We start from the raw sequence: 14411 nt of genomic DNA, 5'->3' as shown, positions 1-14411 counted from the left end.
ATTTTATGTCCTTGTTAATCCAGTAAATTTTGTGGAACAATTGCTTGATTGTCATATTCATCTGGTTGAGGGATAACCATCTGCGCGACCAGACCGCCTCTCGCTAAATACCAAGAGTCATCATGGTGGTAACGCCAGATCCCTTGCTGTATCTCTTGTAAACGGTGCACACTGAGCCACTCGCCGACGGAATAAGCCGTTTCAGCGAATGCGACCGGGACAGAGCTATCACGCACATGAGCGACTTTGCCCGGCGCATAGCATTCAGAAATTGCGCAATATCCTGTTGCAATCGGGACTAAATAACCGGGTTCCGGTTTGGGTTGATATTGCCAGACCGCCTTTTGTTGCGTCTCGCTGCTTGCTGAATGCGCCTCATCTTCCCGCGGGATTGCCCGGTATTTCAGCGTCGCAAAATCACACCAGGCATCCATTAAAGTGAGAGTCGGGTCTTGCTGCTGTAACCGGGCAAAATGCCGGGCTAAATAATCGTGGCGGTCGATCAGTACAAACCCCGGCATCAACCGACGTAATGCGTGCTGCTGTTGGTGCGCACTGGTTAATAACTGATAGTCTTCTATATGGGTGATCTGCCCGCCGGCTAAACGCATCGACGGGACCCGTGTTTTCAATGCATCAATCAGCGTCTGTTCCGTTTGTCTGTCACCACCGCTGATCCCCTCGATTTCAATCAACAGGGAAATTTGCATCGACATTCGCCCTTCTTCGTTGATTGGCGCCGTGTTACCTTGCTGAGTAAGCGGATTACGCGTTAAAGCAAAGACGTAATCCCCCCACCCTGAAGGCTGACGGGCATGAACCGTATTTTTATGGCTGATCACCGCTACACCGCCTAAATTCACCGCGAGCTGTTGCGATAATTGGCGTGATAAAGCATGGGCAAAGCCTAAAAAATTGGTGATCGCCGGAAAGCCATACGTCAGCCCGGCAATCGCGTTGGCATTTTGCACCGCTATTTTTTTCAATAAGAGATAATGCTTCATGCGTGATGCTCCTCTGGTACGATGTTCATCCGTTCAAAAGCCCGTAATTCATTGAAGCACAGTTTTTTAAAATAGCGCTGTTCGACATCCCCGAGCAGGTATGCCTGTTTGTTGTCTGACTGGCGTAACAGCCAATGCGCAAAATCATTCGCCACTACGGCTAACCAATCGCCTTGCTCCCGTTCACGCTGAAAAGCGCTGTCTGGGTTATGAATATCTAAACACAGTTGATGAGCGCGTTTCATGTTGCACTCCGGTGAGTGAGTCCAACCGGCGCTATCGGGAATCGCTTGGATATCAGCGATGTAATTCAACAAGCTATCAATCATCGGTTTGACATAATGGTAGTCACGTTGATAGCGGGTTTTAAAGTTGCAATCACGCTCGGTCAAACCGGCCAGAAAGGCTTTGAATTCACGCACTAACGTCGCGGTCCGGTACCCAAATTGACGATTAAACATTGAGAGATGATGAAGCGGTGGTTTGGTTTGCGTTTGGTAAGTCGGCGGTGCGCAATTGAGTAAAAAGCCTTGGCCGTAGCGTTTACTATTCAGTTGAGATACGTTTTGAGCATTATCTCCTCCGAATTTTTGTACAGCAGTAGCGGGAAAACTTATATCTATACGGCTATCGTAAAGTCCCTTTTTGCGAGCATCACGAATGTCTATAGAGTCACCAAAACGAGATCGACGAATTTTATTAAACAAGTTATCAGCCAATGTTGATGAATAAATTGGACAGAGTAAGTGATATTCCTGAGTCAAACTTGAATTGATCGGGAAATAAACTTGTTTCATTAATGTGTGAGATGTAATTACATCGTCACTAAGAGCTTGACTAAAACCAAGTAGCCATGATTTTAATAAAGCGGCATCCTGAGTAAATTCTGCTAGTGCGTCAATGGTATTTTCTCGAACTTGAGTTAGTAGTGATTCTCCATTGACTTCAAGTTGTAATAGCCCAGCAATTGGTAATAGTTTAGCGTCAGAAACACTGAAATCTAACAAAACCTCTTTTAAAGAAGATGTAGTCAGATATTTACTTGTACCATTATTTTCAGGAACAACAATAACACTACTTGCTTTGGCGCTACTGTGAGTAAATTTAGGAACATGTGTTGCTACTGATATTTTATTAGCCTTGGATGCCGCATCGGTTAACCAAGTCACCGGATCATAAGCCGTTTCAATGGGCTCCGCCTTTTCATGATATTCAGCTTGCGCCTGTGCAATGGCGACCGGGTCATCGCTTTGCGCCAGCGCTTTATTGAGCGCTTTTTGCAACGGCTCAAGCTTGGTCTGTTTGCGCTGTTCGATATATGCCGCGATTGCGGCACTTAATGTTTCGTCCATTCGCCTTCCTTATTGATTTTCTGGTTGAAACACACCGAGTTGCTCATGCCAAGCCCACTCAATGGTTTGATCTTGTTTGCCGGTACGCAGTTGTATTTCTCCCAACCGGCTGCTAATTCGGGTCAATGGCTGGCCAAACTGTTCCGCGAACTGCGTATAAATATCAAGCGGAGAGGGTGTGAACCACCACTGACAGCCCGGTGCCATTTGCAACTCAACGGTGTGAAAGCGCGTAGATTGAGAGACATACCGATACGGTTGACATGACGTATCCAGTTGGCACCACTCAAGCTGTTCTTCTTCATCACAGCGCAACACAAACGGCTCCTGTGGTGCGGATTTGCGAAACTCGGTTTGTCGTATAAACTCGGCGTTCCACATCGCATGGGGTTGAGCCCACCACAAACAGGCTTCTTTGTTTGACTGATACGCGAGCGGGATTTTCTCTCGGTCTAAACGGGTTAATGCAAAGCGCAGCGCGCGGTGTTCTTGCACGGTCAATCGCTGAACGGGTGTGGCGAACCTTTCCCCTTTGCTTTGATCAATTTGTAGGTCAACAAATCCAAAATCAGGTTCTTTCACGCGTGTTATCGCTGAGATATGGGCCAACTCACCTTGCAGCAATTCAGAGATATCATGACAGGCCAAAGGCAGCGCTTTGCTTTCAAAGCCCGGATGACAATACGCCACCGACTCACCTTTCAGCGCTTTGATATTTTGATTGAGTACCATGAGATTCGGTTGTGTCGGGATTTGCCGGCGATGACGTTGAATCCGCCCGGCCAACTGAATCAGCGCCCGCATCGAGCTGGGTTCTGCAATCGCCCAGTCGTAGTCATGATCGCGCCCGACTTCGACCACTGACGTGCCGAGCACCACAAAAACGATGTTCTCTTCGCTGGCGGTCTCTAAAACGTGTTTGACTTCGGGATATTGCCATAATGCTTCGGGATCGTGACGATCAAGAATCCGGTCTAGTTTGTGCTCTTTGTCGGAACGGAGTGCCAGTGGAAACTGTGCGTGATACACACAGTAGCAGATTCTAAAATTCGGCAGGGGTTGTAACTGCGTGAGCGCCTGTGCGGTAGCCACCATCGGGTTGATATTCGCCATCCGAATCACCCCCAGTGAAACTCGTTTACCGTTTGGCGCTTCGACAGTGTGCGCCTGATGTAACTGATGAATCTGCTCATATAATGTGTGAGCCACATGATCGTAAATCGCGTGATGACGTTCTGAGCGCTGCATAGAATCGGTGAGAGTAAGCGGCTCAACCGTGACAATCTTCCCTTGGCGGAGTGGCAGATCGTTGTTGCTCAGCTTGGTGACACGTTTATCCACAAATTGGCGATGCATGGCAGTAAAATCACTGAGTTGCGTGATTTCTTGGGTGTGCGTGGTGAATTCATCAATCCAGCCGCACCAAATCGGGGGCTGTTTTTGGTCGGCAAATTGCGCCTGATTGTATTGCTTACGGCCTGCTTGGTAGGCATCAAATAAGGTTTTGATTAACGAAGGCGGCAAAGTGGCGGAGGACAACAAAACCCGTGAACCAAGCATTCCGGCCCAGTTCACCAAACGGCACAAAGCGGGCAGATCTTCTAAACCGAAATCATCCGGCTCATCCAGCACTAAATCGGCGGTGAGTAATCGCAGCATCGGTGCGATCTGTTTGCCACCACGTTGGCTTTCGGTTGCGGGCATAAGGTGATCAATCGTGCTAACCAGAATCGGCGCACTGACCAGTTGTTCTAATTTTGGGCTGGCGCTGAGCCAGTGCTTCAGTCGGCCATCGTAAATTTGCCCTTCATAGTGAATGAACAACTGTTCAAACCAATCTTCTGCCGATTCACTGCCATGATTGGTCGCGCTATGATTCAGTTGATGCAGTGCCTGTACGGCTTGCGAGCCAATCAGAACCGCCAGATCGTCATCACCCAGTTTTAATAAATCACGGTAAGCATCACCGGTTTGCAGTGTTAAAGTCCTTAACCCTAACGCCACCGAGAACCGGCACCCTTCCCGCTCATCCGCCAGCCCATACATAAAACGGGCATTAGCAATGGTTTTACCACAGCCGGTGGAGGCCATATTCACACCAAAAAAACCTTGCCGCTCCGTGGCTTTCGCAATGATTTTAGCCTTGGCATAAGCTTTATCTTGCCAGCGGTATTTTTCAATACCGGCACTTTTAGAGAAGATCCGATGTTGGGTAATGGCCGGTAAGGTGTATTTCAGTGCGGGTAAATTGCGGGCAAATCGCTGCGCATTCACACAGACACCAATATTGTGTTCATCTAATTGCTGCTTCGGCACGGTGCTTGAGTCATGCGCAGATGGTCGGTCGGTATTGGCAACGGCTTGATAAGCCGGATCTTGCCACGCGGTTTTGCCCTCGGCCAAACTGAGAGAGGAATAGTAATGATCGGCCAACATCAGTGATAAGCGCGCCATGTGACTGACAAAACGCTGTTCGAACCAAGGGATCGGACTGCTTACGAGTAATGGGGTCTTTTGCAAACGCAGCGCCAGCTTGGCGGCTTTTCTTTGCCAAGTCCGGCTGAGCATCGGTGTACCATGGGGGAATGTCCAATTCTCTTGCAAGGCTTGTGGACTATATTGAGACAGGTCCAGCGCGTTGGGAGAATTCCAATGACAATCAAAATCTTTGTCTAACCAGCCCGCCATTTCCTCAATATTCACGGGCTTAGCGCGGTCATTATTTTTCGGTAACCGGTGATGTGACACCACCAACCATGCGATGAGTTTGGCAAAAGGTGCGAATTGAGCAAACGGATTTTGCAGGGCATCCGGCGCATCGATAAACATCGCTTGGGTCAGTTGGGTATCCCACTGTTTTGCGACTGTGGGATCGGTGAATTGCGCCAGTTGTTGGATCCATTCCGAGTCGGTTTTTCCTTTGGTGAACGCTTCAAACAGGCGCAGTGAGATCCATTCATGGCGATACGGCTCTCCTTTGTGCTGCGTTGTCCCTTGTAGCTTGTGTTGGAACAATGCATTCGCTTTACCAAAATCATGAAACAGCCCCGCGACTGCGCTGGCTAAGGCCACTATTTCATGCAAATACCAGCCGGATTCCCATTCGCGGTGTTCAAGGTTGAGTGAGGTGCGGTTCACCGCGACCAGACCGTCTAAATTAAACTGAGCCCGATTACCCACCACCCATAGCAGTTGACTCCGAGAGCGGCTGCGAATCCAATGACAACTCACCGCGGTACTGCGACTGGCGGTCTGTTTGAGCATTTTTCTTACGGTTTGTAAGCCATCTTCGGTGATCAAAGTTTGCCAAGTGTTGTTACCGATTCGATCAGCAAATGCATCTAAAACACGGCGGGTTTTCTTGAGGGCATTCTTTTCGCACTCAGAGACAAAGGTCACCATCATTATGCGGGGTCTCCTGACTGAACAGATTCCCCCAAAGCAATGGCTTTGATGGTATTAAACATCAAGGCCATCGATTGATGATCGATAAAAGCTTGCAGCACTTGCTGACGAAACTCTTGCTCAGTTGCATTTTCTTTGGCACAGACAAATGCCCATGGCAGCACCACCGCATCTTTAATCAAATCAGCCACATCAAACACCAGCGCCCCACGTCGGGTTTTACCATGCATCACCGCAAACCCATGTGGGATCCCCAACACCCATAAACAACTGGCCGCCAAGCCATACGCTAAATAGTTACCATGATTAAGAAAATCATTGGCAAGCGTGGTGGAATCATGTTGACGGGTAAAGTTTTTCAGCCCGGTATTATTGGCAGCGTATTTGTATAGTACCTTGGTCAGTTGAGCTTCGGTCAGCAGTAATTCTGCGGTTTGGGTCGCTTTATCGGTCCGCTGATGAAAAGTGGCTAAAGCGGTTTGGATGGCCTCATCCTGAAAGACAAAGCCATGGCTTTTTAATTCACGATCTTTCGACCATACCGACTGTAAGTAGTCAATACGGGCATTTTGAAATTGTTTGGCAACATCAAGGCGTTTTGCATCATCAAACCAAAAAGCGAGCCAGCCTTGCAGATATTCGGTCGGGCGATATTCACTTTGCGGGGTAAACCATTCAACTTCTGTCGCCATATGCAGTGGCGTCCCGCCACCGCCACAAAACCCAACTAACACGCCAGCCTGAGATAACATGCGCATGGCTGCCTGCGTAATGGATGTGCCATTACCAAGCAGTAATACCGTGGTATTGGCAATGGGGATGTTGTAATAGAGGTTTTCTTTTTTCGATTCGGTGAGATACAGCACGCGTCCGTCTTTTTGCATCACCCGGCAATATTCCAAGTAATACATATTGGCACGTTTAGAATGCAGGATGGTTTTTAAGTCTGAGGGAGAAAGGTCATCCATAGGTTTGCCTCAAGCAATCATCTCAACTCATCATACCAGAGGTGATTGTTGGTGAAATGCATGAGATTGCATTTCTGATAAGCGGTTCATAATTCTTTTTAAGCTGCCTATGCGGCAGTGAACAAAAAAAATGTTTATATGCTCTCCCACATTGCTTTCTAAGCTGCCTATGCGGCAGTGAACAATGAACATATCACGAAAAAATAAGCACTGGCAAGAGGTTAGCGGCAAAAACCCTTTTTTACCTTGTTAAAATCGCCCTCCTGTATCTTACTGTTTTTATTGGTTATTTTTTAAGGGCAAAAAAAGAAGGTCTAAATGGTTTAAATTTCATCCTGAGTGCATCAATCAAACTGGCTTTTAGAATGTTTCACTCAATTCAAATCAGCCACTGAAATAAGAAAACCATTCACGGATGAATGGTTAGGCTTTTCCGGGCAGGACGCCCGTAAAAGCAGGTTCTGGACAACGCGCGCCTTAGCCAAACAAAAAAGATTTTCTGGTTACTCTTGCATCTTGGCAAGAGTTACTGGCGCACAGAACACCAATGCCTCTGAAATCGCAGAACGTAATTGTGCGTCAAAATTTGCGGCCGGAGGCTGGGAAGGTTGAAAATTGAGGTGCAGCAGTTTGGTGCGCAATGAGTTTATTAATTTCTGCGGCATCTGATGCACGCGCCCCAGATACTTTTGGCGTTCCAAAAGTACCCAAAAGAACGGTTTAGTTCGTGGACGCTGGCCGGGGCGCTTTTATTCGCTCCTGCTCACGAAAAGCTAAAAATTCATCCATGAATTTTACCCTGAGATCATCGTTCAAATTGGCTTTTAGAATGTTTCACTCAACTCAAATGAGCCCCTCAACCAAGAAAACCATTCATGGAAGAATGGTTAGGCTTTTTCGGGCAGGACGCCTGTAAAAGCTAGTTCTGGGCAACCCGTAACCAAGCCAAAACAGAAAAGATTTTCTGGTTACTCTTGCATCTTGGCAAGAGTAACTGGCGCACAGGACGCCAATGCCTCTGAAATCGGAAAACGTAATTGTGCGTCAAAATTTGGGGCCGGAGGCTGGGAAGGTTGAAAATTGAGGTGCAGCAGTTTGGTGCGCGATTACTTTTGCCGATATCAATAGCATCTCCGAAAGCGCCCCAGAGACTTTTGCCCAGCAGCAAAAGTCCCCAAAAGTGCCTTGAGTTTGACTTCAGCGCACATGATCAGGGTCGCTTTTATTCGCTCCTGCTCAGCCTTTTTGTTAAGGGATAGCTTAAAATTCATCCATGAATTTTTACCCTGAGTACATCGCTCCTATTGGCTTTGTATATGTTTCTCTGAATTCAAATAAAATTCTGAACAAAGAAAACCATTCATGGAAGAATGGTTAGGCTTTTCCGGGCAGGACGCCCGTAAAAGCAGGTTCTGGACAACGCTCGCCTCAGCCAAACAAAAAAGATTTTCTGGTTCGTCTTTCATCTCTGAAAGATGAACTGGCGCACAGGACGCCAATGCCTCTGAAATCGCAGAACGTAATTGTGCGTCAAAATTTGGGGCCGGAGGCTGGGAAGGTTGAAAATTGAGGTGCAGCGGTTTGGTGCGCAATGAGTTTATTAATTTCTGCGGCATCTGATGCACGCGCCCCAGATACTTTTGGCGTTCCAAAAGTACCCAAAAGAACGGTTTAGTTCGTGGACGCTGGCCGGGTCGGATTGATTCGCTCCTGCTCAAGCAATCCTGAAAAATCGTCCTGGTTTTTCACCCTGAGTCCTGTGACCAAATTGGCTTTTTGCTATGTTTCACTCAACTCAAATCAGTCGCTGAAACAAGAAAACCATTCCGGGAGAATGGTTAGGCTTTTCCGGGCAGGACGCCCGTAAAAGCAGGTTCTGGACAACGTTCGACTCAGTCAAACAAAAAAAGATTTTCTGGTTCGTCTTTCATCTCTGAAAGATGAACTGGCGCACAGAACACCAATATCCCTGAAACCGAAAAACTCAATTGTGCGTCAAATCTGGAGAGCCGGAGGCTGGGAAGGTTGAAAATTGAGGTGCAGCGGTTTGGTGCGCAATGAGTTTATTAATTTCTGCGGCATCTGATGCACGCGCCCCAGATACTTTTGGCGTTCCAAAAGTACCCAAAAGAACGGTTTGTTCGTGGACGCTGACCGGGGCGCTTTTATTCGCTCCTGCTCACGAAAAGCTAAAAATTCATCCATGAATTTTACCCTGAGATCATCGTTCAAATTGGCTTTTAGAATGTTTCACTCAACTCAAATGAGCCCCTCAACCAAGAAAACCATTCATGGAAGAATGGTTAGGCTTTTCAGGGCATGGATGCACTTAAAAGGCGGTTCTGGACAACACGTAACCAAGCCAAAACAGAAAAGATTTTCTGGTGACTCTTGCATCTTGGCAAGAGTAACTGGCGCACAGAACGCCAATGCTTCTGAAACCGCAGAACGTAATTGTGCGTCAAAATTTGGGGCCGGAGGCTGGGAATGTTGAAAATTGAGGTGTAGTGATTTGGTGCGCAATGAGTTTATTAATTTCTGCGGCATCTGATGCACGCGCCCCAGATACTTTTGGCGTTCCAAAAGTACCCAAAAGAACGGTTTGTTCGTGGACGCTGACCGGGGCGCTTTTATTCGCTCCTGCTCACGAAAAGCTAAAAATTCATCCATGAATTTTACCCTGAGATCATCGTTCAAATTGGCTTTTAGAATGTTTCACTCAACTCAAATGAGCCTCTCAACCAAGAAAACCATTCATGGAAGAATGGTTAGGCTTTTCCGGGCAGGACGCCCGTAAAAGCAGGTTCTGGACAACGCTCGCCTCAGCCAAACAAAAAAGATTTTCTGGTTCGTCTTTCATCTCTGAAAGATGAACTGGCGCACAGGACGCCAATGCCTCTGAAATCGCAGAACGTAATTGTGCGTCAAAATTTGGGGCCGGAGGCTGGGAAGGTAACATTTATGGGGCCCGATAACCTTTCAACACCGTTGCCTTTGTCTATCCCCCATAAATCCCAGAAGAGTCTTTACATAAACTTTCTGATTTGGCATAGACTCGCCAACTACTCTTGGCAGAAGTGCGAGATTCTTTTACACACTTTACATATCCGGCCTGATCGACTTTGTAGCCGAGGTAGAAACGGGCAGGAATAGCAACGATAACAACTGCTAACGTGACCCACATAATCTTCATCCCAACGCTGTGATAAGCTTCTGCATATTCACTAATATCTTTTTTAGGGTGAAATAGTTGATGTATGACCACTAATGTTAATCCTCCTAAGAGTGGGATCGCGGCAGCAACAGCTATATAATTTATGTATGATATCAATCGAACACGATCATCTAGTGGTTGAAAAGGTAAAAGTAAAGATGAAAATATTCCTAATGCAGCGATTCCACCTAAGAACAGTACCATGAATAAAACAAATGAAATTCTCAAAATCATTAGTCAATTTCCTTCAATTTCTCTACCAATAAATCAGATATTCCCCACTCATTATCTATCCAGTCTAACCCGAGACTAGCTAAGAACCCTACCACAGCAAAAGCGCCTCCTACTGCAATTAACGGAAATCCCATTGCACTAACTCCAACAGCAACAAGAGTCCCAACCCCCGTCGCGATCATCCCTTTGGCAATATCCACACCGGATCGACCCACTAAATCTGCCATGGTTTTCTCATCATGAACAAATATATCTACCGCTTTATTGTCGGTACCATAAAGTTGCTGATGCAGAAGATTTCATCTGAGCGGTGATGATTGGTTAGAAAGTGAGCCGCGAGTGCGGCTCGTTTTAAAAGATAGCTTAGACTCTGAATGGGAACGGCACCGAATACACATTTAACTCCCAAAACAGAATATCTACCCCCCATAAATCCCAGAAGAGTCTTTACATAAATTTTCTGATTTGGCATAGACTCGCCAGCTACTTTTTGCTGAAGTGCGAGATTCTTTTACGCACTTTACATATCCGGCTTGATCGACTTTGTAGCCAAGGTAGAAACGGGCAGAAATAGCAGCAATGGTAACAACTAGCGTGACCCACATAATCTTCATCCAAGCACCGCGATATACAGTCACATACTCCCCTGTATCTTTTCTTGGGTGAAATAGTTGGTGAATACCAACTAATATACCGCCACCGACTAATGGAATAACAGCAGCGATAGCGACAAAATTCGTATATGCCAGAAGACGGATCCTTGCTTCAAGAGGTTGAAATGGAAGTAATAGATTTGGTGCCAATAAAAGATCTCCGCCTAAAATCAGCACAAAAAATACAAGCCCAGCGATTCTCACTATCATTCATTGACCTCTTTTAATTTTTCTACAATCACATCGGAAATCCCCCATTCATTATCAGCCCAGTCAAGCCCGACACTAATAATAAAACCGACTCCGGCGAAAATACATCCCACAGCTATTAATGGAGCACTATAAACACTTGCAACCACAGCCGCGACAGTACCAGCCCCCGTCGCGATCATCCCTTTGGCAATATCCACACCGGATCGACCCACTAAATCTGCCATGGTTTTCTCATCATGAACAAAAAAATCAACGGCATTAATTGCAACGGCGAAGATAATATCTACCACCAGCCCCACTCGCAGCATGTTTCTCGCCATGTTTTTCGTGCCCAGACCGAGTTGAACTACCTGCGGATTATTAGCGCGCCAGCGATTGCCTTTCATCAGGGTTTTTAGATGCTTTTTGTACCCTTTGATAATCACGTAATCCCGTCCGTTGAAGGGTTTGGTGTACACGACGACACCCATGCCGCCCAACCCTTTTGCCAGTCGATATGCATCATGGGCGTTGGCAGCACCATCCCAAACTTTCTTGGTATTGTCCAGCGTATCTTTACCGTTGTATTCCCGCCACAAATTATTGGCAAACTCTTCCGCCTCTTCGAGCGACAGCACCGCTAGGTCTACCGCCTTCTGCGTATATTCCACCGCAATCTCCCGATGGTGAATAAAGTCATAGTTGGGCCAGTACATATTCTCCGGGTCAACCTTTACGGGCTCTCCCGAACCTGCTGAAGCACTCGCCGCAACATCCGTGCTGTCTTCGGTGATGTTCATGGCGCTGTTTTCTTTCACCCTGTTTGGCATCTGAGTTTTCACCACAGCATCAGCCGTGGTCAATGTGGCTTGTTTCGAAAAATAAGTAGCCTTTTGACCGGCAGTCGCCTTGGCTGACAGGTGCGGCAGAATCACGTTCTCGCCGCTAAACCCACTGCCACTCCCGGCACTGCCACCGGAGTTGAGGTTCACCCCGGCACCGCTGAGGGAAACACCGGACGGATCAACTTTAACGAAGCTGCCACCGGCTTTGAGGGTGATTTCGTTACCCGCTTCAATAACGACATGCTCACCGGCTTTGATGTGGATTTCTGTACCGGCTTCATTGACCCACACTTTACCGGCTTTCACATGTAATTCGCCTTCAATCATCAGTGTCTGGCTTTTGGCGATTTTGGTGCGCGCTTCACCGCTGACGGTGTGGTGATCGTTGACCTTGATATGGCTGTAACGGTCATTGTCGATGGTGGTACTTTGGTTATGCTTGATATGCGTGGTCGCGTCGTTTTCGACCAGCGTGTCGGTATCTTTTTGCGCATGGAGATAGATTTTCTCGCTGCCCGACTGATCTTCAAAACTCAGTTCGTTATAACCTTCGCCTTGGTGAGTTTCGGTGCGGATCACGGTCTTGGTTTTGTGCTCCGGTAACGGATACGGCGTCACATTATTGGCGTTGTAAGTCCGACCGGTAATGATTGGCTGATCGGGGTCGCCATTGAGGAAATGCACCACCACTTCATGCCCGATGCGCGGTACGGCCATCATGCCATATTGCGCGCCGGCCCAACCTTGTGTGACACGTAACCAGCAAGAACTTTGCTCATTTGAGCTGCCGTATCTATCCCACGCCTTTCTGTTCCAAGAAAAGTGCACTTTCACCCGACCATGCTCATCGCAGTAGATTTCTTCACCGTCAGGGCCGACCACTTTCGCCATGGTCGGGAATTTCAGAATGGGTTTGTTGCGGGGGGTCATGCGCCACACCTGATCACCGCCCACCGCAGCAAACTGGTTGGCGTACGTGGTGGCACCGCTGCCACCGGATTCTTCCAGCGCTTGCGGCTGACTGCCCTGATGCGTCACCTGAATCAGCAAATAATTGCGATTCATCTCACCATCCAAGTGCTCCATCAAATCAAAGCGCTTCCCGGCCTGAAGTTGCGCCTCATTACTTTTACCGCTGAAGGTATGCGCATGTCGGCGCAAGGCTTCAAGACGGATTTGCGTAAACGCCTGACCGCTGGGGTCGTCTTTAAATCGTCCCGGATGGTCAAAGTGCTCATAGTCACCGCGCTGATAACTCATATCAGCGCCAGTGGCGGACTGGGCCAGATTGTAGGATGGCTTTTTAAAACTGTAATCGCCCAGTCGGACGTCACTGACGTCCATTTGTTTATGCTCGGTCAGGGTCGAGATATACGGAGTTTCAAACACCCCACCGGACAGCGCGTTATACGGCACCGGCATGGCAAGGCGGCCGAACCCTTCGGGATTATCGGTGATGACTAACACATGCTTGTCTTGCTGATGCTCAAAGTGGTACATCAGCCCTTCTTCAGCCGCCAGACGGTGGAAAAATGCTAAATCGGTCTCGCGGTACTGGACGCAGTATTCGCGTTTGGCACACTCACGGCGTACCGAAAACGCATAATCATTGATATCCATTTCCTGAAACAGCACCGAGAGGATTTCCGGCACATCCAGTTGCTGGAAGATCCGGCTATTATGGCGTAGCGACAGTCTTTCCAGAGAAGGCACCAACGTCAGTAAATAGAATGTATGGTGATGCCCGGTATCGCCCCGGCTGAAGTTGCGGATAATGCCGTGAACTTTTTGCACCACTTCCTGATCACGCAGCACTTCCAGCAATGCACTGCTATCGACCATCTGCTCGAAACTCAGGTCACTGTTGCGGCTGGCAATATCGATGCGATACCGATAGCCATAAACTGGTTGACCCTGATCATCCACCGAGTCTGAAATCGATTCGACGCCCTGATAGTCACGGACCACCAATGTCTCATCATTGACGCCATCAATGGTGAGTTTAAATTTAAGTCGGGTCATAAAAGTCTGTCTGTGTTGTTTCCTGATTGATGGTGATTGATATTTATTGATAATATTATTTTCATATGAATGCATAATTATACTCAATAAAGTTTATAAATCATGCTCTAATCTGGAGTTTTAGGGGCGAGATATGATTTCTGGAACGGGAATAACATGAAGCGCGACTTGAAATGACTCGGTTGTGGTTTGGCAAAAGTCACTAACGTACAGGATATCAATGGCATCTCCGACTGCGCCCCAGATACTTTTTCACGGCAGAAAAAGTATCCCAAAATGCCTTGAGTTTGACTTCAGCGCCCGTGAGCCAGAGGCTGGGATATAAAAATTGAGGTGCAGCGGTTTGGTGCGCAATCACTTTCCTAGATTTCAATAGCATCTCCGAAAGCGCCCCAGAGACTTTTGCCCAGCAGCAAAAGTACCCAAAAGTGCCTTGAGTTTGACTTCAGCGCGCGTTATCAGGGTCGCTTTTATTCGCTCCTGCTCACGAAAAGCTAAAAATTCATCCATGAATTTTACCCT

The 14411-nt window shown here is 47.5% G+C and carries 11 protein-coding genes; all 11 read right to left on the bottom strand.

Features of this window, described 5'->3' with window-relative positions; all coding sequences use genetic code 11:
* Positions 1-14 precede the first annotated feature (14 nt).
* Positions 15-1004 carry a type I-F CRISPR-associated protein Csy2 gene (csy2, locus tag OCU60_RS19865; RefSeq protein ID WP_074373081.1) on the bottom strand — a complete coding sequence of 330 codons (990 nt, stop codon included), beginning with the start codon at positions 1002-1004 and terminating at the stop codon, positions 15-17.
* Positions 1001-2356, bottom strand: coding sequence for a type I-F CRISPR-associated protein Csy1 (csy1, locus tag OCU60_RS19860; RefSeq protein ID WP_074373080.1), 1356 nt, complete (start codon positions 2354-2356; stop codon positions 1001-1003). The genes csy2 and csy1 overlap by 4 nt, the downstream gene beginning before the upstream one ends.
* 9 nt (positions 2357-2365) lie before the next feature.
* Positions 2366-5761 carry a type I-F CRISPR-associated helicase Cas3f gene (gene cas3f / locus OCU60_RS19855; protein ID WP_074373079.1) on the bottom strand — a complete coding sequence of 1132 codons (3396 nt, stop codon included), beginning with the start codon at positions 5759-5761 and terminating at the stop codon, positions 2366-2368.
* The gene (gene cas1f, locus OCU60_RS19850; protein ID WP_074373078.1) at positions 5761-6729 is read right to left on the bottom strand and encodes a type I-F CRISPR-associated endonuclease Cas1f; all 969 of its coding nucleotides are present in this window, start codon (positions 6727-6729) and stop codon (positions 5761-5763) included. The genes cas3f and cas1f overlap by 1 nt, the downstream gene beginning before the upstream one ends.
* A gap of 1301 nt (positions 6730-8030) precedes the next feature.
* Positions 8031-8345 (bottom strand): hypothetical protein, encoded by a 315-nt coding sequence (locus OCU60_RS19845; RefSeq protein ID WP_074373077.1) that lies wholly within the window; start codon positions 8343-8345, stop codon positions 8031-8033.
* 379 nt (positions 8346-8724) lie between these two features.
* A complete protein-coding gene (locus tag OCU60_RS19840; protein ID WP_074373076.1) occupies positions 8725-8934 on the bottom strand; it encodes a hypothetical protein in 210 nt (69 codons plus the stop codon).
* 84 nt (positions 8935-9018) lie between these two features.
* A complete protein-coding gene (locus OCU60_RS19835) occupies positions 9019-9399 on the bottom strand; it encodes a hypothetical protein (RefSeq protein ID WP_074373075.1) in 381 nt (126 codons plus the stop codon).
* 328 nt (positions 9400-9727) lie between these two features.
* Positions 9728-10177: a DUF1240 domain-containing protein gene (locus OCU60_RS19830; RefSeq protein ID WP_074373074.1), complete on the bottom strand. Its 450-nt coding sequence runs from the start codon at positions 10175-10177 to the stop codon at positions 9728-9730.
* The gene (locus OCU60_RS19825) at positions 10177-10404 is read right to left on the bottom strand and encodes a hypothetical protein (RefSeq protein WP_074373073.1); all 228 of its coding nucleotides are present in this window, start codon (positions 10402-10404) and stop codon (positions 10177-10179) included. The genes OCU60_RS19830 and OCU60_RS19825 overlap by 1 nt, the downstream gene beginning before the upstream one ends.
* A gap of 192 nt (positions 10405-10596) precedes the next feature.
* Positions 10597-11040: a hypothetical protein gene (locus tag OCU60_RS19820; RefSeq protein WP_074373072.1), complete on the bottom strand. Its 444-nt coding sequence runs from the start codon at positions 11038-11040 to the stop codon at positions 10597-10599.
* Positions 11037-13889, bottom strand: a complete 2853-nt coding sequence (locus OCU60_RS19815; RefSeq protein WP_235862176.1) for a type VI secretion system Vgr family protein — start codon at positions 13887-13889, stop codon at positions 11037-11039. The genes OCU60_RS19820 and OCU60_RS19815 overlap by 4 nt, the downstream gene beginning before the upstream one ends.
* Positions 13890-14411 lie beyond the last annotated feature (522 nt).

Origin of the sequence: Vibrio spartinae, from assembly GCF_024347135.1 — a bacterium.
Classification (GTDB): Bacteria; Pseudomonadota; Gammaproteobacteria; order Enterobacterales; family Vibrionaceae; genus Vibrio; species Vibrio spartinae.
This window is presented reverse-complemented; position numbering and strand designations above follow the sequence as displayed.